This is a genomic window from Nocardioides cavernae (assembly GCF_016907475.1).
GTDB classification, from domain to species: domain Bacteria; phylum Actinomycetota; class Actinomycetes; order Propionibacteriales; family Nocardioidaceae; genus Nocardioides; species Nocardioides cavernae.
On record NZ_JAFBCA010000001.1, the window covers coordinates 3137650 to 3162025 of the forward strand.

General features: G+C 73.1%; 22 protein-coding genes. 6 read left to right on the forward strand and 16 right to left on the reverse strand.

What is annotated here, in order from left to right; genetic code table 11:
• Nucleotides 1-31: 31 nt before the first annotated feature.
• From JOD65_RS14765 to JOD65_RS14800, 8 genes are all read right to left on the reverse strand, one after another.
• The gene (locus JOD65_RS14765) at nt 32-478 is read right to left on the reverse strand and encodes a hypothetical protein (protein WP_191195683.1); all 447 of its coding nucleotides are present in this window, start codon (nt 476-478) and stop codon (nt 32-34) included.
• Complete coding sequence (gene pyrF / locus JOD65_RS14770) at nt 475-1299, reverse strand: orotidine-5'-phosphate decarboxylase (RefSeq protein WP_191195684.1); 825 nt, start codon at nt 1297-1299, stop codon at nt 475-477. Before pyrF ends, JOD65_RS14765 begins: the two co-directional genes overlap by 4 nt.
• Entirely contained in the window at nt 1296-2144 is an 849-nt protein-coding gene (locus JOD65_RS14775; protein WP_191195685.1) for a nitronate monooxygenase, read from the reverse strand. Before JOD65_RS14775 ends, pyrF begins: the two co-directional genes overlap by 4 nt.
• Complete coding sequence (locus JOD65_RS14780; RefSeq protein WP_191195686.1) at nt 2141-2998, reverse strand: iron-sulfur cluster-binding protein; 858 nt, start codon at nt 2996-2998, stop codon at nt 2141-2143. Before JOD65_RS14780 ends, JOD65_RS14775 begins: the two co-directional genes overlap by 4 nt.
• The gene (locus tag JOD65_RS14785) at nt 2991-4022 is read right to left on the reverse strand and encodes a quinone-dependent dihydroorotate dehydrogenase (protein WP_307821195.1); all 1032 of its coding nucleotides are present in this window, start codon (nt 4020-4022) and stop codon (nt 2991-2993) included. The genes JOD65_RS14780 and JOD65_RS14785 overlap by 8 nt, the downstream gene beginning before the upstream one ends.
• A 2-nt stretch (nt 4023-4024) precedes the next feature.
• Nucleotides 4025-7366, reverse strand: a complete 3342-nt coding sequence (gene carB, locus JOD65_RS14790) for a carbamoyl-phosphate synthase large subunit (RefSeq protein ID WP_191195687.1) — start codon at nt 7364-7366, stop codon at nt 4025-4027.
• Nucleotides 7366-8493, reverse strand: coding sequence for a glutamine-hydrolyzing carbamoyl-phosphate synthase small subunit (gene carA / locus JOD65_RS14795; protein WP_191195688.1), 1128 nt, complete (start codon nt 8491-8493; stop codon nt 7366-7368). Before carA ends, carB begins: the two co-directional genes overlap by 1 nt.
• 128 nt (nt 8494-8621) lie before the next feature.
• A complete protein-coding gene (locus JOD65_RS14800) occupies nt 8622-10310 on the reverse strand; it encodes an ABC-F family ATP-binding cassette domain-containing protein (RefSeq protein ID WP_191195689.1) in 1689 nt (562 codons plus the stop codon).
• 168 nt (nt 10311-10478) lie between these two features.
• On the opposite strand from JOD65_RS14800, the gene JOD65_RS14805 reads away from it, so the two are divergent.
• On the forward strand, nt 10479-11726 hold the full coding sequence (locus JOD65_RS14805; protein ID WP_224747748.1) for an acetyl-CoA hydrolase/transferase family protein: 1248 nt from the start codon (nt 10479-10481) through the stop codon (nt 11724-11726).
• A 31-nt stretch (nt 11727-11757) separates the two neighbouring features.
• Here the strand turns inward: JOD65_RS14805 and JOD65_RS14810 are convergent, their stop codons facing one another.
• A complete protein-coding gene (locus JOD65_RS14810; RefSeq protein WP_191195690.1) occupies nt 11758-12222 on the reverse strand; it encodes a VOC family protein in 465 nt (154 codons plus the stop codon).
• 32 nt (nt 12223-12254) lie between these two features.
• Here JOD65_RS14810 and JOD65_RS14815 point away from each other — a divergent pair, with 32 nt between their 5' ends.
• Together JOD65_RS14815 and JOD65_RS14820 are read left to right on the forward strand one after the other, a co-directional pair.
• A complete protein-coding gene (locus JOD65_RS14815) occupies nt 12255-12986 on the forward strand; it encodes a VOC family protein (RefSeq protein ID WP_191195691.1) in 732 nt (243 codons plus the stop codon).
• 46 nt (nt 12987-13032) lie between these two features.
• A complete protein-coding gene (locus tag JOD65_RS14820; RefSeq protein WP_191195692.1) occupies nt 13033-13683 on the forward strand; it encodes a DUF3060 domain-containing protein in 651 nt (216 codons plus the stop codon).
• Nucleotides 13684-13899: 216 nt separating this feature from the next.
• Here the strand turns inward: JOD65_RS14820 and JOD65_RS14825 are convergent, their stop codons facing one another.
• The 3 genes from JOD65_RS14825 to pyrR are packed head-to-tail and all read right to left on the reverse strand — an operon-like array spanning nt 13900 to nt 16672.
• Nucleotides 13900-15168, reverse strand: a complete 1269-nt coding sequence (locus tag JOD65_RS14825) for a dihydroorotase (protein ID WP_191195693.1) — start codon at nt 15166-15168, stop codon at nt 13900-13902.
• Nucleotides 15168-16106, reverse strand: a complete 939-nt coding sequence (locus JOD65_RS14830; protein WP_191195694.1) for an aspartate carbamoyltransferase catalytic subunit — start codon at nt 16104-16106, stop codon at nt 15168-15170. Before JOD65_RS14830 ends, JOD65_RS14825 begins: the two co-directional genes overlap by 1 nt.
• The gene (gene pyrR, locus JOD65_RS14835) at nt 16103-16672 is read right to left on the reverse strand and encodes a bifunctional pyr operon transcriptional regulator/uracil phosphoribosyltransferase PyrR (protein WP_191195695.1); all 570 of its coding nucleotides are present in this window, start codon (nt 16670-16672) and stop codon (nt 16103-16105) included. The genes JOD65_RS14830 and pyrR overlap by 4 nt, the downstream gene beginning before the upstream one ends.
• Before the next feature lie 152 nt (nt 16673-16824).
• On the opposite strand from pyrR, the gene JOD65_RS14840 reads away from it, so the two are divergent.
• Nucleotides 16825-17436 carry a class I SAM-dependent methyltransferase gene (locus tag JOD65_RS14840; protein WP_191195696.1) on the forward strand — a complete coding sequence of 204 codons (612 nt, stop codon included), beginning with the start codon at nt 16825-16827 and terminating at the stop codon, nt 17434-17436.
• Nucleotides 17437-17457: 21 nt separating this feature from the next.
• Here the strand turns inward: JOD65_RS14840 and JOD65_RS14845 are convergent, their stop codons facing one another.
• The gene (locus JOD65_RS14845; RefSeq protein WP_191195697.1) at nt 17458-18753 is read right to left on the reverse strand and encodes an acetyl-CoA C-acetyltransferase; all 1296 of its coding nucleotides are present in this window, start codon (nt 18751-18753) and stop codon (nt 17458-17460) included.
• Between the two features lie 137 nt (nt 18754-18890).
• Between JOD65_RS14845 and JOD65_RS14850 the strand changes: the two genes are divergently transcribed.
• Complete coding sequence (locus JOD65_RS14850) at nt 18891-20225, forward strand: 3-oxoacyl-ACP reductase (RefSeq protein WP_191195698.1); 1335 nt, start codon at nt 18891-18893, stop codon at nt 20223-20225.
• Nucleotides 20225-21106: a MaoC/PaaZ C-terminal domain-containing protein gene (locus JOD65_RS14855; protein WP_191195699.1), complete on the forward strand. Its 882-nt coding sequence runs from the start codon at nt 20225-20227 to the stop codon at nt 21104-21106. Before JOD65_RS14850 ends, JOD65_RS14855 begins: the two co-directional genes overlap by 1 nt.
• Before the next feature lie 7 nt (nt 21107-21113).
• Here JOD65_RS14855 and JOD65_RS14860 read toward each other — a convergent pair whose 3' ends face one another.
• The 3 genes from JOD65_RS14860 to JOD65_RS14870 all read right to left on the reverse strand — a co-directional run bounded on the left by JOD65_RS14860 (nt 21114) and on the right by JOD65_RS14870 (nt 24301).
• Complete coding sequence (locus JOD65_RS14860) at nt 21114-22316, reverse strand: M23 family metallopeptidase (RefSeq protein WP_191195700.1); 1203 nt, start codon at nt 22314-22316, stop codon at nt 21114-21116.
• 171 nt (nt 22317-22487) lie between these two features.
• Nucleotides 22488-23354, reverse strand: coding sequence for an acyl-CoA thioesterase (locus JOD65_RS14865; protein WP_191195701.1), 867 nt, complete (start codon nt 23352-23354; stop codon nt 22488-22490).
• The gene (locus JOD65_RS14870) at nt 23354-24301 is read right to left on the reverse strand and encodes a PAC2 family protein (RefSeq protein WP_191195702.1); all 948 of its coding nucleotides are present in this window, start codon (nt 24299-24301) and stop codon (nt 23354-23356) included. Before JOD65_RS14870 ends, JOD65_RS14865 begins: the two co-directional genes overlap by 1 nt.
• Nucleotides 24302-24376: the final 75 nt, after the last annotated feature.

Here is a 24376-nt window from a genome sequence, read left to right on the forward strand (position 1 = left end):
GCGGAGGCCGCCGAGGTGACCTTCACCATGGTCAGCGCGACAGCGGGGTCCCGCACACGTCGAGCGCGTGCTGCTCGACCGCGGCCATGGCGTCGACCGTGCGCTGCGCCCCGACCGCCCGAGCGGCCGCCTCGATCTCCGCGCGCGCGTCGGCGTCGAGCCCGGCAGGGGGCTTGTCGGCCCGGTACGTCGACGGGTCGACGTCGTGCGCGTCGAGCGCCTCCTGGAGCGTGCGCAGGGGTCCGACGACCGCCGACCAGTCGTCGGCGATGTCGCGTGGTGCCTGCTCGGCGAGCTCCTCGTAGTCGTCGAGGGCGTCGAAGACCGCGCCGGCGTCGTCGGAGGCCGCGATGTCGCTGAGGTCGGCCTGGTGCTCCTCGACCGCCTCGCAGTAGTCGGCCTGCGGGTCGCTCGAGCAGCCGGTCACCGCCAGGCAGACCAGCCCGAGCACGAGGACCGCCGGGGCGAGGAGCTTCACGCCCCCAAGCCTCGCACGGCGTCGTTGCCGCGCCGGGCGGCGTCGCGGAGCGCGCCCACGTCGGGCCCGGCCCGCAGCACGTCACGCGAGGAGCTGGGGAGCGCCCACCGGGAGGCGCGCCCGAAGATGCGCGCCATGTCGTCGACGGTGCCGCCCTGCGCGCCGAAGCCCGGCACGAGCAGCGGGCCGTTGACGTCGAGGTCCTCCTCGGTGTCGCCGATCGTGGCGCCGACGACCGCGCCGAAGGACCCGACCGGCTCGGCCCCGGCGTTGGCGGCGCGCAGGTGCGCCAGCACGGTCCCGGCGACGGAGGTGTCGCCGGTGCGGGCGTGCTGGACCTCGGGGCCCTCCTTGTTGGAGGTCAGGGCGAGCACGAACAGGCCGCCGCCGTGGCGCCGGCAGGCCTCGAGCATCGGGTCGAGCGAGCCGAAGCCGAGGTAGGGGCTGGCGGTGACCGCGTCGCAGCCGAGCGGCGACGTGGGGTCGAGGTAGGCGTCGGCGTAGGCCTGGCTGGTCGATCCGATGTCGCCCCGCTTGGCGTCCATCAGCACCAGCGCCCCGGCCGCGCGGGACTCCTCCACGACGCGCTCGAGGACGGCGATCCCCCGGCTGCCGAAGCGCTCGTAGAACGCGCTCTGCGGCTTCACGATGCCCACGACCGGCGCGACCGCCTCCACCACGGTGAGCGCGAACCGCTCCAGCGACGCCACGTCGTCGTCGAGGCCCCACTCGTGCAGCAGCGCCGCGTGCGGGTCGATGCCGACGCAGAAGCGTCCGCGCTCCTCGATCGCGTGGGCCAGGCGGGTGCCGAACGGCGTCATCGGGTCTCCTCGGGACGGGCATCGGGACGGGGCGAGAGGGCGGCCCGCAAGCGAGCCACGGTGGTCGGGTCGTGGAGCAGCGCGGTGCCGACCTGTACGGCGCTCGCGCCGGCGTCGAGGTAGGCGTTGGCCGAGCGCAGGTCGTGCACGCCGCCGCACCCGATGGTCGGGACGTCGGGCAGGGCCCGGTGCACCTCGGCGACGCAGCGCAGCGCGACGGGGGCGATGGCGGGGCCGCTGAGGCCACCGGCCCGTCCGTCGGGGAACGCGGCGGGGACAGCGTTGCCGACGACGATCGCGGTGGCACCGGCCTCGTGGCAGGAGCGGGCGCCCTCGACGATCCGGGAGACGTCGGGGCGCAGCTTGGCGAGGACGGGCCGGTCGGTGGGGAACTCGCGGCGCACGGCCGCGATCACGCTGGCCGAGTGGTAGGGCTCGCGCACCTCGAACAGGCCGGCGCCCACCTCGTCGGGGGCACCCACGTTGACCTCGAGCCCGGCGACGCCCGGGGCGCGGCTGAGGCGCCGGGCGAGGTCGGCGTACTCGCCCATCGTCGCGCCGGCGATCGACACGTGGACGCGGGCGCCGGCGCGCACGAGCCACGGCAGCTCGGTGGCGAGGAAGTGCTCGAGACCGGGGTTGGGCAGGCCGACCGCGTTGACCAGCCCGCCGGGCACCTCGACGACCCGTGGCCCGGGGCCACCGGGGCGGGCGTCGAGGGTGATCGAGCGGGTGACGAGGTCGAGCCCGGCCAGTCCGTCGGGACCGGCGTACGGCTCGAGCTCGCGTCCGGTGCCGCCGCAGCCGGCGGCGACCATCACGGGGCCCGGCAGGTGCGCGCTCACTGCGCGTGCCCCAGTGCGTCCGGCAGGGCGTCCCACCGGATCCGGTCGCCCCGCACGACGGGACCCTCGGCGCAGGCCCGGACGACCCGCTCGACGCCGTCCTCGCCGACGACGGGCAGGGGGCACCCGTGGCAGAGTCCGGTGCCGCACGGGGTGGGCGTCTCGACCGCGACCTGGCTCCACGCGCCGGCGCGCTCCGCGGCTGCTGCCGCGCTGCGCAGCACGGAGTGGGGACCCGCCGCGTACACGACGTCGGCGTCGCTGCGGCGGACGAGGTCCTCGACGTGGTCGGCGACCGTGCCGCGCTGGCCGACGGAGCCGTCGGCGGTGAGGACGGTGACCGACCGGGCCGACCGCCGCGCCTCCAGGGCGGACAGCAGGTGCGCCTCGTCGCGCGCGGAGACGACGAGCGAGACGGCGCACCCGCGCTCACGGAGGCGCTCGGCGAGCGGGAAGAGCGGTGCCGCGGCGTAGCCCTCCCCGACGAGCAGGCACGACACGGCGTCCTTGGGCAGGGCGAACGGCCGACCGAGCGGACCGGTGATCGCGATCCGTGCGCCGACCGGCTGGGCGGCGAGCCACTCCGTACCGCTCCCCCGAGCCTCCACGACGACGTCGAGCGTGGGACCGAACGCGCTGGACGCCCGGACCCGGTGCACCCACAGGGCCCGCCGGGCCACGTGCCCGGCGACGGTGACCGCGACGAAGTTGCCCGCCCGGAACCGCTCGGGGACTCCCGGCGCGGTCAGGGTCAGGTGGCGGTAGCCGCCGACGCGCTTGGTGGCGACCACCTCGCCGTCGACGTGCACGCTCGGGTGGAGGCTGGAGTGGACCGGTCCCCGCTCGTCAGCCATCCGTGGCGAGACCCCGCACGATGCGCCGAGGCCACAGCGGGCCCTCGTAGACGAAGGCGGTGTAGCCCTGCAGGAGGTCGGCACCGGCCGCGAGCCGCCGCCGCGCGTCGTCGACGGTGGTGATGCCGCCGACGCCGACGAGTGCGAGGCCGGGCCCGACGCGGTTGCGCAGCAGGCGTACGACGTCCTCGGACCGCAGGGTGAGCGGGCGCCCGCTCAGGCCGCCGGCTCCGACCTGCTCCACCCGGGACACCGGCGAGGCGAGCCCGTCGCGGCTGATGGTCGTGTTGGTGGCGATGACGCCGTCGAGCCCGGTGGCGAGCGCGAGGTCGGCCACGGCGAGCACGTCGTCGTCGCTGAGGTCGGGGGCGATCTTGACCAGCAGCGGCACCCGGTGGTCGGGACGCGCCTCGTCGGCGCGACGGCGTACGGCCGTGAGGATCGGCTCGAGCTTCTCCACCGCCTGCAGGTCGCGCAGGCCGGGGGTGTTGGGCGAGGAGACGTTGACGACGAGGTAGTCGGCGAACGGGGCCAGGAGCCCCGCCGACTTCTCGTAGTCGCGGGCCGCCTCGTCCTCGGGGACGACCTTGGTCTTGCCGATGTTGACGCCGAGGATCGTCGAGCCACCGCCCGCGCGCCAGGCGGCGAGCCGCCGGGCGACCACCTCGGCACCGTCGTTGTTGAAGCCCATCCGGTTGACGATCGCGCGGTCGTCGGTGAGCCGGAACAACCGCGGCTGCGGATTGCCGGGCTGGCCCTCGCCGGTGACGGTCCCGATCTCGACGTGCCCGAAGCCGAGGGCGGCGAGCCCGTCGATCCCGACGGCGTTCTTGTCGAAGCCGGCGGCGAGGCCGAGCGGGTGCGGGAAGGTCAGGCCCAGGGCGTGCACCGGCGCGGACGGGACGCGGACGGCCCGCGTCGTGACGGGCGCCGCCGCCCGGATGGCCCGGAACGCCGCGTGGTGGATGCGCTCGGGGTCGACCCGGGTGAGGGCCTGCTCGAAGAGGACGTCGTAGGGCCGCACCGTCAGGCGTCCCCGCCGTTGCGCGCGAGCGCCGCCCAGTCCTGCAGCGACCGGACACCGATGTCGCCGCGGCGCATCGCCTCGAGCCCCTGCACCGCGGCGCCGAGGCCCTGGATCGTCGTGATGCACGGGATGTCCGTCGACACCGCTGCGGTGCGGATGTCGTAGCCGTCCATCCGGGGCGACCCGCCGCTGGTCGCGCCGTGCGGCGTGTTGATGACCAGGTCGACCTCGCGTGCCCAGATCAGGCCCACGATCGTCGGCTCGCCGTTCGGGCCTTCGCCCTCGGAGTGCTTGCGCACGACGGTGGCCTGCACGCCGTTGCGGCGCAGCACCTCGGCGGTGCCCGCGGTCGCGAGGATCTCGAAGCCCATGTCGGCGATCTGCTTGACCGGGAAGATCATGTGCCGCTTGTCACGGTTGGCGACCGACACGAAGACCTTGCCCGACAGCGGCAGCGACCCGTAGGCCGCGGCCTGCGCCTTGGCGAAGGCGGTGCCGAAGAAGGCGTCGAAGCCCATCACCTCACCGGTCGAGCGCATCTCCGGACCGAGCAGCGCGTCGACGGTGCGGCCGTCGGAGGTCTTGAAGCGGTCGAAGGGCATGACCGCCTCCTTGACCGCGATCGGGGACCCGTCGGGCAGGTGCCCGCCGTCGCCCTCCGCGGGCAGCACCCCGGCGACGCGCAGGTCGGCGATCGACTCCCCCAGCATCACCCGGGCCGCGGCCTTGGCCAGCGGCGTCGCCGTGGCCTTGGACACGAACGGCACGGTCCGCGACGCGCGGGGGTTGGCCTCGAGGACGTAGAGCACGTCGGACGCGAGGGCGAACTGGATGTTGAGCAGCCCGCGCACGCCGAGCCCGCGGGCGATCGCCTCGGTGGAGCGGCGGATCCGGTCGATCTCCTCGCGGCCGAGCGTGATCGGAGGCAGCGCGCACGAGGAGTCGCCGGAGTGGATGCCGGCCTCCTCGATGTGCTCCATCACACCGCCGAGGAAGAGCTCCTCGCCGTCGAAGAGGGCGTCGACGTCGATCTCGACCGCGTCGTCGAGGAAACGGTCGACCAGCACCGGCTGGCGCTCGTTGATCAGCCCGTTGGCGACGTACTTCTCGAGGTAGGCCTCCAGCGCGGCGTCGTCGTAGACGATCTCCATGCCCCGACCGCCGAGGACGTAGGACGGACGCACCAGGACCGGGTAGCCGATCTCGTGGGCGATCCGCTGCGCCTGGGGGTACGACGTCGCGGTGCCGTGCTTGGGCGCCGGCAGGCCGGCGTCGGCGAGCACGCGACCGAACGCGCCCCGCTCCTCCGCGAGGTGGATGGCCTCCGGGGTGGTGCCGACGATCGGCACGCCCGCGTCGGCGAGGCCCTGCGCGAGGCCGAGCGGCGTCTGCCCGCCGAGCTGGCACACGACACCGGCCACCGGGCCGGCCTGCTGCTCGGCGTGGACGATCTCGAGGACGTCCTCCAGCGTGAGCGGCTCGAAGTAGAGCCGGTCGGAGGTGTCGTAGTCGGTGCTCACCGTCTCCGGGTTGCAGTTGACCATGATCGTCTCGTAGCCGGCCTCGGCCAGCGCGAGAGAGGCGTGGACGCAGCTGTAGTCGAACTCGATGCCCTGGCCGATGCGGTTGGGCCCGGAGCCGAGGATGATCACGGCCTCCTTGCCCTCGGCGCGGGGCCGCACCTCGGTCTCCTCGTCGTACGACGAGTAGTGGTAGGGCGTCTGTGCGGCGAACTCGGCGGCGCAGGTGTCCACCGTCTTGAACACCGGCCGGATGCCCAGGGCGTGCCGGACGCCGCGGACGACGTCGGCGGACAGGCCGCGGATCCTGCCGACCTGCTCGTCGGAGAAGCCGTGGCGCTTGGCGAGGCGGAGCAGGTCGGGGGTCAGCTCGGTCGCGTCGATGAGCTGCACGGCGACCTCGTTGATCAGCGCGAGCTGGTCGAGGAACCACGGGTCGATGGCGGTCGCGTCGAAGATCTCCTCCGGCGTCGCGCCGGCGCGGATGGCGTCCATGACCTTCTTGAGGCGGCCGTCGTGCGGGACCTTGATCTCCTCGAGCAGCGACGCCTTCGAGTCGGCGGAGGCGAGCTCGTCGTCGAAGTGCTTGTGCCAGTCGAACGGCGCGTGCTTGCTCTCGAGCGAGCGGAGCGCCTTCTGCAGCGCCTCGGTGAAGTTGCGGCCGATGGCCATCGCCTCGCCGACCGACTTCATGTGCGTGGTCAGCGTCGGGTCGGCCTCGGGGAACTTCTCGAAGGCGAAGCGCGGCACCTTGACCACGACGTAGTCGAGCGAGGGCTCGAACGACGCCGGCGTCTCCTGGGTGATGTCGTTCTGGATCTCGTCGAGGGTGTAGCCGATGGCGACCTTGGCCGCGATCTTGGCGATCGGGAAGCCGGTGGCCTTCGAGGCGAGCGCCGAGGACCGCGAGACGCGCGGGTTCATCTCGATGACGATCAGCCGGCCGTCCGCCGGGTTGACGGCGTACTGGATGTTGCAGCCACCCGTGTCGACGCCGACGGCGCGGATGATGTCGATCGCGAGGTCGCGCATCTTCTGGTACTCGCGGTCGGTGAGCGTCATCGCGGGCGCGACGGTGATCGAGTCACCCGTGTGCACGCCCATCGGGTCGAGGTTCTCGATCGAGCACACGATCACGCTGTTGTCGGCGCTGTCGCGCATCACCTCGAGCTCGTACTCCTTCCAGCCGAGGATCGACTCCTCGAGGAGCACCTCGGTGGTCGGGCTGGCGTCGAGGCCCGACCCGCCGATGCGGCGCAGGTCGGTCTCGTCGTACGCCATCCCGGACCCGGTGCCGCCCATCGTGAACGACGGGCGGACCACCATCGGGTAGCCGAGGTCGTCGGCCGCCGCGAGCAGGTCGTCCAGCGAGTGGCAGATGACGCTGCGGGCGGACTCGCCGCCGAGCTGCTCGACGATCTTCTTGAACTGCTGGCGGTTCTCGCCGCGCTCGATCGCCTCGATGGACGCGCCGATCAGCTCGACGCCGTACTTCTCGAGGACGCCGGCCTTGTCGAGGGCCATCGCGCAGTTCAGCGCGGTCTGGCCGCCCAAGGTCGCGAGCAGCGCGTCGGGGCGCTCCTTGGCGATGACCTTCTCGACGAAGTCGGGCGTGATCGGCTCGACGTAGGTCGCGTCGGCGAACTCCGGGTCGGTCATGATCGTGGCCGGGTTGGAGTTGACCAGGACGACCCGCAGGCCCTCCTCACGCAACACCCGGCACGCCTGGGTACCGGAGTAGTCGAACTCGCAGGCCTGGCCGATGATGATCGGCCCCGAGCCGATGACCAGGACGCTCTGGATGTCCGTGCGCTTCGGCATCAGAGGGTGCCTCCCATCAGGTCCGCGAATCGGTCGAAGAGGTACGCCGCGTCGTGCGGGCCGGCCGCGGCCTCCGGGTGGTACTGCACGGAGAACGACGTCAGCCGCCCGTCGGCGTCGCGGAGCTCGAGCCCCTCGACGACGTCGTCGTTGAGGCACACGTGGCTGACCGAGGCCTCGCCGAACTCGGTCGTCGTCGATCCCTCGAGCGGGGCGTCGACGGCGAAGCCGTGGTTGTGGGCGGTGATCTCGACCTTGCCGGTGGTGCGGTCCATCACCGGCTGGTTGATGCCGCGGTGGCCGTACTTCAGCTTGTAGGTGCCGAAGCCGAGCGCACGGCCGAAGAGCTGGTTGCCGAAGCAGATCCCGAAGTAGGGGATGCCGGCGCGCAGGGCACCCTGGAGCAGCTCCACCTGGCCGGTGGTGGCCGCCGGGTCGCCGGGACCGTTCGAGAAGAACAGCCCGTCGGGACCGACCGCCTGCACGTCGGCGAGGGTCGAGGTCGCGGGCAGCACGTGCACCTCGATGCCGCGCTCGCTCATCATCCGCGGGGTGTTGGACTTGATGCCGAGGTCCACGGCGGCAACCGTGAAGCGCTTGTCTCCGACGGCGGGGACGACGTAGGCCTCGGCGGTGCTGACGGCCTCGCTGAGGTTGGCGCCGGCCATCTCGCCCGACTGCAGCACCCGCGCCAGCAGCCGCTGGGGGTCGGTCTCCGTCGTGGAGATGCCGACGCGCATCGCGCCGCGCTCGCGCAGGTGGCGGGTCAGCGCGCGGGTGTCGACCCCGCTGATGCCGACGACGCCCTGGTCGCGCAGGTCGTCGTCGAGGCTGCGCACGCTGCGCCAGCTGGACGGGACGCGCGCTGGGTCGCGTACGACGTAGCCCGCGACCCAGATGCGGGAGGACTCGGTGTCCTCGTCGTTCATGCCGGTGTTGCCGACGTGCGGGGCCGTCATCACGACGACCTGGCGGTGGTAGCTGGGGTCGGTCAGCGTCTCCTGGTAGCCGGACATGCCGGTGGAGAAGACCGCCTCGCCGAAGGTCTCGCCCTCGGCTCCGAACGACTCACCGCGAAAGGTGCGACCGTCCTCGAGGACCATGATCGCTGGGGCAGGCAGAGCCATGCCGTACCTCCTTCTCCGCCTCACGGGACGGATCGTTAAAGGATGTTCGAGCCGTCGCCGACCCTACCAGCGAGGACGCGTCCCTCCGGCATCGTGTCGGCCTGTCGAGACGGCGTGCTCCCGCGGCCTCACCACGGTGTGAGTGCCAGCTCGGGGCCGCCCCACCGGCGGCGCAGCCAGCGGTCGTGCGAGGCGAGGACGACACCTCCCGGCGCGGTGGCGAGCGCCTCCTCCAGCTCCCCGGCGAGGGCGAGCGAGACGTGGTTGGTCGGCTCGTCGAGCAGGAGGAGGTCGGGAGCGGCGGCGATCGCGACCGCCAGGCCGAGCCGCCGCCGCTGGCCGACCGACAGGCTGCCGACGGGAGTGCGGTGGTCGCGCGGGTGCAGCAGCCCCAGCTCGCGCAGCGCCGGTGCGTCGGGCAGGTGCCGCACCGCGTCGTCGTACGTCGCCAGCGCGGAGCGGTTGCGGTCGGCCGCCTCCGGGTCCTGGGTGAGCTCGCGGACGGTGCGGGCAGAGACGTCGAGCGTGCCGCCCGTGGCTGCCAGCCGGCCGGACAGCACGCCCAGCAGCGTCGACTTGCCCGACCCGTTGGGACCGGTCAGCATCAGGTGCTCCCCTGCCGCCAGGTCGAGGCGCTCCACCCGCACCCGCCCGGCGACCTCGAGCCCGCGGGCCTGCACCAGCCGCCCGGTCGCCGCGGCCGTCAGGTGGCCGCGGAAGGCGAGCGGCGCCGGCGGCTTGCGCACCTGCTCGCGCTCGGCCACCTCGAGCCGGCGCTGGGCGTCCTTCTTGCGCCGGGCGAGGGTCTGGTCCACGCGCCCGCCCTTGAAGGAGTAGATGAACTTGTCGCCGTCGGTGGGGCCGCGGTCGTGCGCGATCGCCGAGGTGCCGATGCGGGTGGCGTCGCGCAGCCGCGCGATCTCCTCCTGCTGCGCGGCCCAGGTCTCCTCCCAGCGCCGGCGGGCGTCGGCGCGAGCGGCCTCGTAGGCCGACCACCCGCCCCCGAAGCGGCGCCCGCCGTTGCCGTCGGTGCCCAGCTCGCCGGCGTCGAGGTCGACCAGGTCGGTGCACACGTCGTCGAGCAGCACGCGGTCGTGGCTGGCCAGCACGACGACGCCGGGCAGCTCGCGCAGGAAGCCGGTCAGGACCTCGATCGCGCCGTCGTCGAGGTGGTTGGTGGGCTCGTCGAGCAGCAGGCAGGACGGGCGCGTGGTCATGATCGTGGCCAGCGCGAGCCGGGTGCGCTGGCCGCCCGAGAGGGTCCCCACGACCCGGTCGGCCCCGAGGTCGGCGAGCCCCAGTCGAGCCGCTGCCACCTCGGCGCGCCGGTCGGCGTCCCAGGCGTCGTGCGCGACCGCCGCCTCGAGCGCGTGCTCGTACGCCGTGTCGCCGTCGGGGGTGCCGACCAGGGCGGCGAGCCGCTCGACGTCGGCGACGGCCGTCCGCAGCGGCGCCAGGGTCATCGCGAGCACCTCGGCGACCGTGGCGGTGTCGTGGAACGGCGGTTCCTGGCCGAGCAGCACGAGGTCGTCGGGCGCGGTGATCGAGCCCGCGACCCGCGCCCGCGCGGGCAGCCGACCGGCGACCGCCCGCAGGAGGGTCGACTTGCCGACGCCGTTCTCGCCGACGAGACCGATGCGGCGCCCCGGCTGGGCGAGCAGGTCGACCCCGGACAGGACCGTTCGGTCGGGGTAGGTCACCGACAGTCCGGAGACCACGAGCGGCGCGGGGCCGGCGGGGCCGGCGGGGCCGGCGGGGGTGGCGGGTGTGGCCGCGCCGGAGAGGCGCGCGGCGGATGACGAGGAGGAGGCAGGCATGCGGACGTCCTTCGGAGGATCAGGGAGGACTCGCCGGGCTCGGGCGCACTGGTGCGCCGCCGCGGACGCGAGTCGGGTCAGTCCTGGATCCACATGATGACCAACAGCCTAGGCGGTCCGGGCCGGATGGCCCACCGGTTTGCCGCTGCTGGCTGCCACGCTGGTCCCATGGCTGATCGCATGCGCGTCGTCGAGGTCGAGCAGGCCGTCCGTGAGGTGCGCGAGCACTGCGCGCCACACGACCGGCCGCGGGTCGTGACGAGCGGGAACTTCGCGGCTCCGGTGGACCTGCTGGGCCCGTTGCTCGCCGAGCTGCCGGCCGCTCGCCTGCACGCACTCAACGCGCAGCAGGACCTGCCGATGCACGACGGCGTCGTCCCGGAGACGACGTTCGTCGGCCCAGGCTTCCGACGGCACCCGCGACTGGCGTACGTCCCCTGCCGGCTGTCGATGGTGCCGCGGCTCTTCCACGGTCCGCTGGCACCGGACGTCGTCGTGGTGCACACCACGACCCCGCGCGACGGCCAGGTGTCGCTCGGGCTCGAGGTCAACGTGCTGCCGGCCGCCATCGAGGCGGCCCGGGAGCGGGGCGCGCTCGTGGTCGCCCAGCTCAACCCGCGGATGCCGTGGACCTTCGGCGACGCGGTGCTGCCGCTCGACGTCGTCGACCTCGGGGTGGAGGTGGACGCCCCGTTGACCACCCACCTCGCCGGCCCGCCGAGCGACGACGCCCGGGTGATCGGCGCCCGCGTCGCCGCCGAGATCGGCGACGGAGCCACCCTCCAGGCGGGCATCGGCGAGGTGCCCGACGCCACCATCGCCGGCGTGCTCGAGCGCCGCGGGCTGAAGGTGTGGACCGAGATGTTCAGCGACGGCGTCCTCGTCCTCGAGCAGGCGGGTGCGCTCGACCGCGGCACCCCGGTGCGTACGTCGTTCGTGTTCGGCAGCCAGGAGCTCTACGACTGGGTCGACGACAACCCCCGGGTCCGGATGCTGCGCACCGAGACCACCAACTCCCCCGCCGCGATCGCCCAGCAGCCGGCGATGACCTCGATCAACACCGCGCTGCAGGTCGACCTGTTCGACCAGGCCAACGCGTCGCGGATCGGCACGCGGATCTACAGCGGCTTCGGCGGCCAGACCGACTTCACCGTGGGCGCGAGCCACTCGCCTGGTGGCCGGGCGTTCATGGCGCTGCGCAGCTGGCACCCGCGCGCCGACGTCTCGACGATCGTGCCGCTGGTCGACGAGCCGGTGACGTCCTTCCAGCACGGCGCCGTCGTCACTGAGCAGGGCATCGCCTGGATGTGGGGCCGGAGCGAGCGCGAGCAGGCGCGCAACCTGATCGAGCAGGCCGCGCATCCCCGGGTCCGCGACGACCTCTGGGAGGAGGCACGCGGGCTCGGGCTGGCCTGACCCCGCGTCCTCGTCGCGGGCTCGCCCGGTCTCAGACGACGAACACGCAGAAGATGTGCCCCTCCGGGCTGGCGTACGCCCGCAGCGGCTCCTCCGGGTCGTCGGTGCGGTCCAGGCGCAGCTCGCCGCCCAGCTCCAGCACCAGGTCGTGCACCGCGTCCAGCGCGGACCGCGACGGGACCGTGGTGTCGAGGTGCGAGACCGACGGGTGCCCGGGCTCGGGCCAGCGGCTCGCCGTCAGCTGCTCGACCGCCTGCACCGCCAGGGCCCGCCGACCGTCCGGGTGGGTGAGCACCAGCCAGTCCGCGTCGTCGTCGCCGTCCTCGGGCGCCTCGTCGCCCGGGCGGTAGGCCAGCCCCAGGAGCATCCGCCAGAACTCGGCCTCCCCACGCGCATCACGGGCGTCGAGGACGACGTGCAGCAGCTGGGGGACGACCGGCGGGAAGTCGGCGGGATGGGCGTGGCTGGCTGCGTGGCTGGCTGGTGGGGTGGCCATCGCCCGACCCTACGACGTGTGAGGATCACGCCATGAGCGCGCGACCCGGGTGGATCCAGGTCTTCCTCGACACGCCTGCGGACACCTACGAGGAGGCCGTCGCGTTCTGGTCGGCCGTGACCGGCTGGACGCCGTCCGAGCGACGCGGCGAGGACGGACAGTTCCTGACGCTGCTGCCTCCGGCGGGAGCGGCGTACGTCAAGCTGCAGGCCGTCGACGGCCCGGCCGGTGTGCACCTCGACCTCGACTCGACCGACCGCCCGGCGACGGTCGCGCGGGCCCGCGACCTCGGCGCGACGGCGGCCTGGAGCTACCACGACGTCGAGGTGGAGCGCTCCCCCGGCGGCCTGGTCTTCTGCCACACGCTGCTCGACGGGGAGCCGACCCTGGTCCGCGACGGGACGACGGTCCTCGACCAGGTGTGCCTCGACGTCCCGGCCGTCCACTGGGAGTCCGAGGTGGCCTTCTGGTCCGACCTGACGGGCCGCGACCCGCAGGTCGGCAGCCTCCCCCACTTCGTCCGTCTGGTCGAGGACGGGCGGGTGCGGATCCTGCTCCAGCGGCTCGACGAGCCCGACGGTCCGGTCCGCGCCCACCCCGACCTCGCGACCGCCGACCGGGAGGCCGACACCGCCCGTCACGTCGGGCTCGGGGCGGAGGTCGTGTCGGTGAACGCGTTCTGGACCGTGCTCACCGCTCCCGGCGGGCAGGTCTACTGCCTGACCGACCGTGACCCCGCCACCGGTCGCGCCACCGGCGTGTGACCGAGCCCACCGCCCACAGCGGCTCCGCCGTGCGTACTGTCGGTATGTGACTTCTCGCCACCGCGCCCTGCCCGTCCTCGCCCTCACCGCCGGGCTTACCTCCGCTCTACTGGTCGCTGTCCCCGCGCAGGCCGTCGCACCCGTCCTGCCGGTCCAGTGCGAGGTCGGCACCGAGACGGTGCTGGCCTGGGACGACGTGGCCTACGACCTGCGCGGCACGTGCGGCGTCGTCCGGGTGAGCGCCGACCACGCGACCGTCACGATGCCGGCAGCCACCCGGCTGGTCCTCGAGGGCGCCGGCAACACGGTGACCGCGAAGCCGCTCCTCGACGTCGAGGTGACCGGCGCCGGCAACGGCCTCACCACCCCGTCCGTGCGGTCGCTGGTCGTCAGCGGTGCCGGCACCACGGTGACCGTGTCGGGCCTCGTGGAGCTCGCGGAGCTCTCCAGCACCTCGTCGACCCTGACCGCCGACGTCGTCAACGTCGCCCGCCTGCGCGGCGCCGACGCCGTGACCGCCCGCAAGGCCTACCGCACGCGGATCACGGGCTCGGACAACGTCGTCGGGTTGCGACGTGCCGACAAGCTGGTGCTCACCGGCGACCGCAACGCCGTCACGGTCACACGCGGTCGTACGACGCTCCGCGACGGCGGCGACTCCAACGTCCTCGACCTGCGCCCCCGCCGGCGCCGCTGAGCCCGGGCGGGGCCGCGCCGCCGCTCGATCCCTGGGGGTGGCGGCACATCGCAGGTGTGCGGCCCCCGAACGCGTCATCTGCCGCCACCAACCCCGGAATGGACGGTGAGTCTCTGCGCGACTCACGGTCCAGGAACCCGACACCGACCCCCGACACGCCCGGGATGCGCGGTGAGTCTCTGGGCGACTCACCGGCCAGGGCGGACGTACGCCGGGTCAGGCCAGGGCGCCGTCGCGGACGGTCACCCGGCCGCCGTACACGGTGTGCACGACCCGCGAGGTGAGGCTGCGCCCGTGCCACGGGTTGTTGCGCGAGAGCGACGCGGAGGCGTCGCGGTCGACGGTGACGGCGGTGTCAGGGTCGACGAGCACGACGTGGGCCGGTGAGCCGGGCTCGAGCGGGCGCCCCTGCTCGGCCAGTCCCGCGATTCGCGCCGGCGTCGTCGACATCACGCGGGCCACGTCGGACCAGGACAGGTCGGGCAGCGCCGTGCGGACCACGCCGAGCGCGGTCTCGATCCCGAGCATCCCGAAGGCCGCGTCGACGAACGCGTGCTCCTTGTCGTGGCGCGCGTGCGGCGCGTGGTCGGTCGCGACGGCATCGATCGTGCCGTCGGTGAGCGCCTCGCGGAGCGCGTCGACGTCCTCCTGCGGGCGCAGCGGCGGGTTGACCTTGTAGGTGGGGTCGTAGCCGGTGAGCAGGTCGGTCGTGAGCAGCAGGTGGTGCGGGGTGACCTCGGCGGTGACCTCGATGCCCCGCGCCTTCGCCCACCGCAGCACCTCGACCGAGCCGGCGGTGGACACGTGGGCCACGTGCACCCGCGATCCGGTGTGCCTGGCCAGCATCACGTCGCGGGCGACGATCACCTCCTCGGCGATCCCCGGCCAGCCGGGCAGTCCGAGGCGTCCGGACAGCTCGCCCTCGTGGCAGCACGCTGCCGGGCCGGCGAGCGCCGGGTCCTGCGAGTGCTGGGAGACGACGCCGCCGAACGCCTTGACGTACTCCAGCGCCCGGCGCATCACCCGCGCGTCGTGGACGCACTTCCCGTCGTCCGAGAAGACGTTCACGGCAGCGCGCGACCGGTGCATCAGCCCGAGCTCGGCCAGCTCCTCGCCGGCGAGACCACGCGTCACCGCGCCGACCGGCTGCACGTGCACCAGCCCCGCCTCGCGGCCGAGCTCCCAGACGCGAGTGGCGGCCTCAGCGGTGTCGGTGACGGGCGAGGTGTTGGCCATCGCCAGCACCGCGGTGTAGCCGCCGAGGGCGGCGGCCTGCGAGCCGGTGAGGATGGTCTCGGCGTCCTCGCGGCCGGGCTCGCGCAGGTGGGTGTGCAGGTCGACGAGCCCGGGCAGGGCGACGAGGCCGTCGGCGTCGATCGTCTCCGCGCCGGACGGCGCCTCGTCGACGAGCACGCCCGCGTCGTCGACGTACAGGTCCCGGGTCTGCTGACCGAGCAGCGAGGCTCCCTTGATCACCAGCGACATCAGGCAATTCCTCCCCAGGTGTCCCCGGCCAGCAGGTGGTAGAGCACGGCCATCCGGATCGCCAGGCCGCCGGAGACCTGCTCCAGCACGACCGACTGGGCCGCGTCGGCGGCGTCGGCGGCGATCTCGAGGCCGCGGTTCATCGGTCCCGGGTGGCAGATCGGGACGTCCGGCTTGAGCAGCGACAGGCGGTTGCGGGTCAGGCCGTAGCCGACGGTGTACTCCCGCGCGCTCGGGAAGAACGCTCCAGACATCCGCTCACGCTGGACGCGCAGCATCATCACCGCGTCGGCCTCGGGCAGGACCGCGTCGATGTCGTACGACGTCTCGAAGCCGGCCGCGGCCGACCAGGCGCCGATCCCGCTCGGCATCAGCGTCGGTGGCGCGACCACGGTCACGCGGGCGCCGAGGCGGGTCAGGCACTGCACGTTGGACCGGAAGACCCGGCTGTGGGTCAGGTCGCCGATGATCGCGACGTGGCGGCCCTCGAGCGAGCCGAGGTGGCGCTGGAGGGTGTAGGCGTCGAGGAGCGCCTGGGTCGGGTGCTCGTGCATCCCGTCGCCCGCGTTGACGACCGCGGCGTCGACCCACTGGCTGACCTGGACGGCCGCCCCGCTGGCGGGGTGGCGGATGACGAGGCCGTCGACGCCCATCGCGCAGACGGTCAGGACGGTGTCGCGCAGGCTCTCGCCCTTGGACGTGCTCGACCCCTTGGCGCTGACGTTGATGACGTCGGCGGAGAGCCACTTGCCGGCGATCTCGAAGGACGACCGCGTGCGGGTGGAGTCCTCGAAGAACATGTTGACGACGGTGCGGCCCCGCAGCGCCGGCAGCTTCTTGACCTCGCGGCTCTGCACGTCGTGCATGTCGGCGGCGGTCTCGAAGAGCTGGAGGATCTCGTCGGTGGAGAGGTCGTCGATGGAGAGCAGGTGCTTCACGAGATCGTCACCTCGTCGGTGCCGTCGACCTCGGCCAGGCGAACGCTGACGCGCTCGGCGAGCGCGCTTGGGAGGTTCTTGCCGACGTGGTCGGCACGGATGGGCAGCTCGCGGTGCCCGCGGTCGACCAGGACCGCGAGGCGTACGGCGCCGGGGCGACCGAGGTCGGCGAGGGCGTCGAGCGCGGCGCGGATGGTGCGGCCGGAGAAGAGGACGTCGTCGACGAGGACGACGATCTTCCCGTCGATCCCGCCGGGCGGCAGCGCCGTCTTGTGGGCACGCCGCGTGGGCTGCGAGCGCAGGTCGTCGCGGTACATCGTCACGTCGAGCTCGCCGACGGCGACGGGCGTGCCCTCGACGGCGGTGATCTTCTCGGCGATGCGCCGGGCGAGGGGCACGCCGCGGGTGTGCAGGCCGAGCAGCACCAGGTCGGTGGCGCCCTTGTTGCGCTCGAGCAGCTCGTGCGCGATCCGGGTCAGCGCCCGGGAGATGTCACGGGCGTCGAGGACGGTGCGGTCCGCTCTCCCGCTCGCGGGGTCGGTCACGGTCTCTTCGGGGGCAGGCATCTGCGCGCCGGACCTCCTTCTCCGCCTCACGGGACGGCTCGTTAAAGGATGTCGATCGGTGGCGACCCTAGCAGCAGCGCGGGTGCGGAGCCGGGACAGGAGTACGCTCGAAACGAGCGGTACATTCCGCTCACGCAGGGCAGGAACTCCACATGAGCATCGGCTACGCCACCGCATATCGCGCCGGGATCATCCCGTGGGAGAAGGCGAGCCGTCAGGATCGGCCCACCCTCGAGCACCTCCTCGACCGCGAGGAGGCGCTGCGGCCCGACCGGCTCCGTAGCGCCATCGACCTCGGTTGTGGCCGCGGCGCCAACACCAAGCTCCTCCTCGATCGCGGGTGGGACGCCATGGGTGTCGACAACGTGCGCCAGGCCGTCGACATCGCCGTGCGGCGCAACGGCCTCGACGACGCACGCTTCGTGATCGGCGACGTGCGTCACCTGGTCCACTCCGGCGTCGGCAACCGGTTCGACCTCTTCCTCGACGTCGGCTGCTTCCAGAGCCTCGGGGACGCAGATCGCACCCTCATGGCGGGCGGCGTCAGCGAGCTCGCCGCGCCGGACGCCACCGTCCTGATCCGCACGGGCGGTCCCCGGGCCTGGCCCGTGCGCCCGAGGCAGGCGGTTCGCCACGACATCGAACGGGCCTACCGTGGCTGGACCGTGACCGCTGTGTCTGGCATCGGCTCGTCCGACTCCACAGCACCGACCCGAGCGTCGAGCAGCAGGAGCGGCGAGTGGTTCCGGCTCACCCGCACCTGATCGGCCGGGGCGACCGCGACCTCAGCGCTCCAGGATCGCGACGACGCCCTGTCCGCCGGCGGCGCAGATCGAGATCAGCGCGCGGCCGCCCTTGCCGGTCGACTCAGCCTTCTGGGCGAGCAGCTTGGCGGCGACCGGGATGATCCGGCCACCGGTCGCGGCGAAGGGGTGCGCGGCCGCGAGCGACGAGCCGTTGACGTTGAGCGAGTCGAGGTCGATCGAGCCGAGCGGGGCGTCGAGGCCGAGGCGCTCCTTGCAGAACACCGGGTCCTCCCAGGCCGCGAGCGTCGACAGCACCTGCGAGGCGAACGCCTCGTGGATCTCGTAGTAGTCGAAGTCCTGGAGCGTGAGCCCGTTGCGCTCCAGCATCCGCGGGACGGCGTACGCCGGCGCCATCAGCAGGCCCTCGTGGCCGTTGACGTAGTCGACCGCCGCGGTCTCCGCGTCGACGAGGTGGGCGAGCACCGGCAGGCCGCGCTCCTGCGCCCACTCGTCGCTGGACAGCAGCACCGCGGAGGCGCCGTCGGACAGCGGGGTGCTGTTGCCCGCGGTCATCGTCGCGGCCGAGCCCTTGCCGAAGACCGGCTTGAGGTTGGCGAGCTTCTCGACCGTGGAGTCCGGGCGCAGGTTGTTGTCGCGCTCGACGCCGCGGAACGCGGTGACCAGGTCGTCGTGGAACCCCTCCTCGTAGGAGCGGGCGAGGTTGTGGTGCGAGCGCGCGGCCAGCTCGTCCTGCGCCTCACGGGTGATGCGCCACTCCAGCGCCGTGAGCGCGGCGTGCTCGCCCATCGAGAGCCTGGTGCGGGGCTCGCCGTTCTGGGGGATGTCGAGGCCGATGTCGCCGGGGCGGATCGCGCCGAGCGCCTTGAGCCGGCTCGCGGTGTCCTTGGCGGAGTTGACCTTCATCAGCTTGCGGCGCAGCTTGTCGCTGATCGCGACGGGCGCGTCGGACGTGGTGTCGGTGCCGCCGGCGACACCGGCGTCGATGACGCCGAGCGCGATCTTGTTGGCCACCTGGATCGCCGCCTGCAGACCGGTGCCGCAGGCCTGCTGGATGTCGGTGGCGGGGGTCTCCGGGGCGAGCCGGGAGCCGAGCACGCACTCGCGGGTGAGGTTGAAGTCGCGCGAGTGCTTGAGCACTGCCCCGGCCACGACCTCGCCGAGCCGCTCGCCCCGCAGCTCGAACCGGTCGACGAGGCCGTCGATGGCGGCGGTCAGCATCTCCTGGTTGGAGACGCCGGCGTAGACGGTGTTGGACCGGGCGAACGGGATGCGGTTGCCGCCGACGACGGCGACCGGGCGGGTGGTGGGCTGCATGTTCCTATCCTTGCCGGAGAGTCGCCCCCGGCCAACGGCCTGAGGGGCACGTCACGAAAAGTGGACTCGGAGTTACAGCACGCGTTACACATCGACACCACCGTCCGTCCCACCAGCGAAGAGGGAACACCGCGACCATGAGCGACCGCTACCAGGGCTTCGTGTCCACCCCGATCGGCAAGCTGCTCGTCAAGAACCTCGGCCTGCCCGACCCCACCAGGCTCGAGCGCTGGTCCGACGGCTCACCGCTGGTGGACGGGCTCGTGGTGCTGGGCGGGGAAGGCCGCCTGGCGGAGACCCTCCCGACCACGCTCGACGGGCTCGGCATCGCGTCCGCCAGCGCGCTCGAGGAGGGCGCTCGCGCCAAGGCCCTCGTCTTCGACGCCACGGGCATCACCGACACCGCCGGTCTCGTCGCCCTGCAGGAGTTCTTCACCCCGCTCATGCGCCGCCTCGAGTCCTGCCCGCGCGTGGTCGTGATCGGCACGCCGCCGGAGCAGCGCACCGGGTCCGAGCGGGTCGCCCAGCGCGCGCTCGAGGGCTTCACCCGCTCCCTCGGCAAGGAGATCGGCCGCGGCGGCACCGTCCAGCTCGTGTACGTCGCTCCTGCCGCCGACGGAGCGACCGCCTCCACCCTCGCCTTCCTCCTGTCCCCCAAGTCCGCCTACGTCTCGGGCCAGGTCGTCCGCATCGGTGCGCACGGCGCCGTGACCACCGACGAGGTGACCGACTGGACCCGCCCGCTGGCGGGCAAGGTCGCGCTCGTGACCGGCGCGAGCCGCGGCATCGGCGAGGAGATCGCCCGGGTCCTGCACCGCGACGGCGCTACGGTCGTCGGGGTCGACGTGCCGCAGGCCGCCAGCGAGCTGCAGACCCTCATGGGGGAGCTCGACGGCGACCACCTCGTCCTCGACATCACCGCCAAGGACGCCCCGCAGCGCATCGCCCACCACCTCCGCGAGCACCACGGCGGTGTCGACGTCGTGGTCCACAACGCCGGGATCACCCGCGACAAGAAGCTCGCCAACATGGCCGAGGACCGCTGGAGCAGCGTCGTCGCCGTCAACCTCACCGCACCCGAGCTGATCACCCGTGAGCTGCTCGACCAGGGCGTCATCAACGCCGGCGGCCGCATCGTGGGCGTCGCCTCGATCGCGGGCATCGCCGGCAACGTCGGCCAGACCAACTACGCGACCTCCAAGGCAGGGGTCATCGGCCTCGTCGACAGCCTGCGCGACGAGCTCTCCGACGGGATCACCGTCAACGCCGTCGCGCCCGGCTTCATCATCACGCAGATGACCGCCGCCGTTCCGTTCGCGACCCGCGAGGTCGGCCAGCGCCTCAACGCCCTGGCGCAGGGCGGCCTGCCGGTCGACGTCGCCGAGACGATCGCATGGTTCGCGGCCGCCGGATCGGGCGCGGTCAACGGCAACGTCGTGCGCGTCTGCGGCCAGATGATGCTGGGCGCCTGATGACGGCGCCGAAGACCCTCACCGGCGAGCATGGCGGGCTGGCCACGCTCGTCCGCGCGGCGCTGCCGGCGGTGCCCGGCGTCAACCGGCTGCCGGGGATCCGCAAGGGCCTGGCGCGCGACTTCACCGGCCTCGCCTACTCCCGCGAGGCGGTGGTCGTCGAGCGTGCCCGCGTGGACGCGTACGCCGCCGTCTGCGGCTTCCCGCGCCGCGACGTCGTACCCGTGACCTTCCCGCACCTGCTGGCGTTCCCGCTCCACATGGCGATCATGAGCGACGCGGACTTCCCCTACGCCGCGATCGGGATGGTCCACGTCGAGAACGCGATCACGGCCCACCGCGCCATCGGTGTCGGCGAGGCGCTCGACGTCACCACCTCGGTCGCCACGCCACGCCCGCACGCCAGGGGCGTCCTGCTCGACTTCACCACCACCGTGTCGGGTGAGGGCCGGACCGCGTGGGAGTCGACGTCGACCTACCTGCGCCGTGGCCGGTCCGTCGACGGTGACGCGGCTCAGGGCCTGGAGGTGCCGGACCCGCCGACCGGTGGCGTCGAGTGGCGCCTGCCCGCCGACCTCGGGCGCACCTACGCCGCCGTGTCGGGCGACGCGAACCCGATCCACCTCCACCCGCTGACCGCGAGGGCGCTGGGGTTCCCGCGCCAGATCGCCCACGGCATGTGGACCCTGGCGCGCTCGGTCGCCGCGATCGAGAACCGGCTGCCCGACGCCGTCACCGTCGAGGCGGCGTTCAAGAAGCCGGTGCTCCTCCCGAGCACGGTGCGCTACGCCGCCGGCCAGGACGACGCGGGCTGGACCTTCGCGATGACCAACCCGAAGGACGGCTCGCCGCACCTGCTCGGTCGGACGACCCCGGCCTGACGACCCGTCAGCGGCGGGGGTTGCCGAACGGGATAGTCCTCAGCACGCCGCGGGCCGAGGTGGGCGCACGGCCGAGGCCCTGGGTGAAGGTCGCCGTCGCCGGGGACCAGACCCCGAGGTCGCTCACCCCGTCGCCGTTCCAGTCGCCGGTCACCGGCAGGTCGCCCGCCGCGCCGAACTGGACGACCTCGAGCACGGAGAGACCTGAGGTGGTGACGCTGCGCAGCGTGAAGGTGGCCGTCGCCTGGTCGAAGACGCCCAGGTCGGTCGTGCCGTTGCCGTCCCAGTCGCCGGTGACGGGCAGGTCGTCCGCGTCGCCGAGCCAGACCGGGGTCGACGTCCCGTCCGCCATCCGTGGGTGGAACGTGCCGTCGTAGGCCCTGCGCACGCCGATCTCGGTGGTGCCGTTGCCGTCCCAGTCGCCGCTGATCGGCATGTCCGAGGGCAGGCCCCACCTGATCTTGACGATGCCGGTCGGGGTCTTGAGCTTGAACCTGCTCACCTTGGGCGTGCGCACCCCGACGTCTAGCTGCCCGTCGCCGTTCCAGTCGCCGAGCAGCGGCTCGTCGTACGCCTTGCCGAACCGCACTGTCGCGCCCGAGTTGAAGACGAACGACGACCTCTTCGCGCGGCGGAAGACGGCGACCTCGGAGACCCGGCCGCCGGTGTAGTCCCCCGCCAGCGGCACGTCGACGCAGTTGAGCGAGGTCTGGGCGCCGTCACGGTAGGCGGCGCCGTTCAGCACGGCCGGGACCACGCTGCGGCCGACCTTCTCCTCGAAGTGCAGGTGCGACCCCGAGGAGTTGCCGCTGTCGCCGAGCGTGCCGACCATCGCGCCCTGGTCGACGCGCTGGCCCACAGCGACCACGACGCTGGCGAGGTGGGCGTAGAGCGACGTCTCGTCGTTGCCGTGGTCGACGACCACCCAGCGGCCGTAACCGCCCTTGGGCGTGGCCTGTGCCGTCGTCACGACCCCGGCGGCAGCCGCCACGACCGGGGCGCCGAGATCCGGGTTGCGGTTCCAGTCGATGGCGTAGCGGCTCGGGCTGTGGCCGACCCGGGTGGCACCGCTCCACGTCTCCCCGCACGGGAAGGGCATCTGGTACGCCGTGACGGGCGAGCGACGCGCGGCAGCCGGCGCCATCGGCGCGAGCAGCGACAGGGCTGCCGCGGCGGCCACGAGCGCGGTCGTTCGGGGGGTCGGACCCATGGGTGAGCGTCCTCGTCACGGCGGAGGGGTGGGAGAGGCGCCACCGGTCCGTGCTGTTGTCCCACCAGTTGCATGGGTTCACCGCAGTCCCAGACGCCACACGAGCGCTCACAGGCTAGGGGCGCGCGACACGCCCGTCAGGGAAATGCCGGGAACTACAGCGGTGTAATGCTACACGCGCTCGTCGCGGACCCGGATCAGGCCCTCCTGGGCCACCGTCGCCACGAGCTCGCCCGACTGCGAGAACACCCGGGCCAGCGCGAGGCCGCGAGCGCCGCCGGCGAACGGCGAGAACTGGTCGTAGAGCCACCACTCGTCGGCACGGAACGGCCGGTGGAACCAGATCGTGTGGTCGAGCGAGGCGGGCTGGAGCCGCGGCGACGCGATGTGGATGCCGTGCGGCACCAGGGCGGCGCCCAGCAGGGTGAGGTCGCTCGCATAGGTGAACGCCGCCTGCTGGACCGTGGGATCGGCGGCGAGCTCACCGTCGACCTTGATCCAGAGCCGGGCCCGGGCGGGCTGGTCGGGGTCCTCGGGCAGCCCCTGGCCGGTGACCCCCACGTGCCGGATGTCGAGCGCCGACCACTCCCGCTCCCAGTGCTCGGCGGCCTCGGGGCCGCGCGAGCGGGCCAGCTCGACCAGCGGCATCCCCTGCTCGGGGCTGGGTACCTCCGGCATCCGGTCCTGGTGCTCGAGGCCCGGCTCGGGGATCTGGAAGTTGGCGGTCATGTAGTAGATCGGCCGGCCGTGCTGGCGCGCCGACACCCGCCGGGTCACGAACGAGCGCCCGTCGCGGATCCGCTCGACGTCGTAGACGATCGGCACCGTCGTGTCACCGGGGCGCAGGAAGTAGGAGTGCAGCGAGTGCAGCACGAACTGGCTCTCGACGCTGCGGGTCGCGGCGACGACCGCCTGGGCGGCCACCTGGCCGCCGAACACCCGCTGGCGCTCGGTGCGCGCCTGCGCACCGCGGTAGAGGTCGACCTCGAGTCGCTCGAGGTCCAGCAGGGTCGCCAGCTCGTCGGCGCTGCCCGCCATCAGCGGCCGTCCCAGCCGCCGGCGTCGTCGCCGTTGTCCTTGGACTGGTCGTCGAGGTCGGCGAGGAACGCCTCGAAGTCGCGACCGATCTCCTCACCCGTCGGGAGCGGGCCGTCACCGGCCAGCAACGACGTACCGGCCGCCTCGGCCTCGCGGAAGGAGTCGTACTGCTGCTCGAGCCCGCGGACGACGTCGCCGACCTCGTCGTGGGTCGAGAGGTAGCGGTCGACCCCGGCCTCGGTGATCTCGGCCGCCTCGCGGAGCTCCCCGAGGTCGATGGTGAGGTGACCTCCGATCTCGAGGTGCTCGAGCAGCACGAGCGCGGCCTGGGGGTACTCCATCTGCGCCAGGTAGTGCGGGATGTGGGCGACGAAGCCCAGGGCGTCGATGCCCCACTCCCCCAGCCGGATCTCCAGCAGCGCCTGCGCGCTCGCCGGGACGCGCAGCTCGCCCTGCCACGGGCTCTCGCCGGGGACGAGGTCGGGCCGGTTGGCGTGGGGCGTGATCGCGATCGGCCGGGTGTGCGGCACGGCCATCGGGACGGCGCCCATGCTCACGACCCGACTCACGTCGAAGCGCTCGACGACCTCGCGGACGGCGCGGGCGAAGGCCTCCCACCGGATGTCGGGCTCGGGGCCGGCGAGCAGCAGGAACGGCGTACCGCCGGTGTCGCGCAGCGCGCGGACGACCAGCCGGGGCGCCTCGTAGTCGGTGTAGTGGTCACGGACGAAGGTCACCGGGGGCCGGCGGGCGCGGTAGTCGTGGAGCGCGTCGACGTCGAACGTGGCGACCACCTTGCCCTCCGCGAGGTCGGACAGGTGCCGGGCAGCCAGCTCCGCGGACTTGCCCGCGTCGAGGAACCCGGTGAGGACGACGACGAGGGTGAGGTCACCGGCATCGGCGAGCACCTCGGCGTCGTCGACGATGTGCACGAGTCGGTCGGCCATGCCTAGAGCCTAGTGAGTCGCCGTCCGTGACCCGACACACACCCGTCCTGGTGGGCAGGCGTTGTTACTCAGGGG

Excerpts from the sequence above, each read along its gene's own strand:
- JOD65_RS14840 (WP_191195696.1), top strand. The coding sequence starts at position 16,825 with ATGAGCATCGGCTACGCCACCGCATATCGCGCCGGGATCATCCCGTGG.
- JOD65_RS14865 (WP_191195701.1), bottom strand. The coding sequence starts at position 23,354 with ATGGCGGGCAGCGCCGACGAGCTGGCGACCCTGCTGGACCTCGAGCGA.
- carB (WP_191195687.1), bottom strand. The coding sequence starts at position 7,366 with ATGCCGAAGCGCACGGACATCCAGAGCGTCCTGGTCATCGGCTCGGGG.
- JOD65_RS14825 (WP_191195693.1), bottom strand. The coding sequence starts at position 15,168 with ATGTCGCTGGTGATCAAGGGAGCCTCGCTGCTCGGTCAGCAGACCCGG.
- pyrR (WP_191195695.1), bottom strand. The coding sequence starts at position 16,672 with ATGCCTGCCCCCGAAGAGACCGTGACCGACCCCGCGAGCGGGAGAGCG.
- JOD65_RS14810 (WP_191195690.1), bottom strand. The coding sequence starts at position 12,222 with ATGGCCACCCCACCAGCCAGCCACGCAGCCAGCCACGCCCATCCCGCC.
- JOD65_RS14855 (WP_191195699.1), top strand. The coding sequence starts at position 20,225 with ATGACGGCGCCGAAGACCCTCACCGGCGAGCATGGCGGGCTGGCCACG.
- JOD65_RS14805 (WP_224747748.1), top strand. The coding sequence starts at position 10,479 with ATGGCTGATCGCATGCGCGTCGTCGAGGTCGAGCAGGCCGTCCGTGAG.
- JOD65_RS14845 (WP_191195697.1), bottom strand. The coding sequence starts at position 18,753 with ATGCAGCCCACCACCCGCCCGGTCGCCGTCGTCGGCGGCAACCGCATC.
- JOD65_RS14800 (WP_191195689.1), bottom strand. The coding sequence starts at position 10,310 with ATGCCTGCCTCCTCCTCGTCATCCGCCGCGCGCCTCTCCGGCGCGGCC.
- carA (WP_191195688.1), bottom strand. The coding sequence starts at position 8,493 with ATGGCTCTGCCTGCCCCAGCGATCATGGTCCTCGAGGACGGTCGCACC.
- JOD65_RS14780 (WP_191195686.1), bottom strand. The coding sequence starts at position 2,998 with ATGGCTGACGAGCGGGGACCGGTCCACTCCAGCCTCCACCCGAGCGTG.
- JOD65_RS14815 (WP_191195691.1), top strand. The coding sequence starts at position 12,255 with ATGAGCGCGCGACCCGGGTGGATCCAGGTCTTCCTCGACACGCCTGCG.
- JOD65_RS14850 (WP_191195698.1), top strand. The coding sequence starts at position 18,891 with ATGAGCGACCGCTACCAGGGCTTCGTGTCCACCCCGATCGGCAAGCTG.
- pyrF (WP_191195684.1), bottom strand. The coding sequence starts at position 1,299 with ATGACGCCGTTCGGCACCCGCCTGGCCCACGCGATCGAGGAGCGCGGA.
- JOD65_RS14860 (WP_191195700.1), bottom strand. The coding sequence starts at position 22,316 with ATGGGTCCGACCCCCCGAACGACCGCGCTCGTGGCCGCCGCGGCAGCC.
- JOD65_RS14870 (WP_191195702.1), bottom strand. The coding sequence starts at position 24,301 with ATGGCCGACCGACTCGTGCACATCGTCGACGACGCCGAGGTGCTCGCC.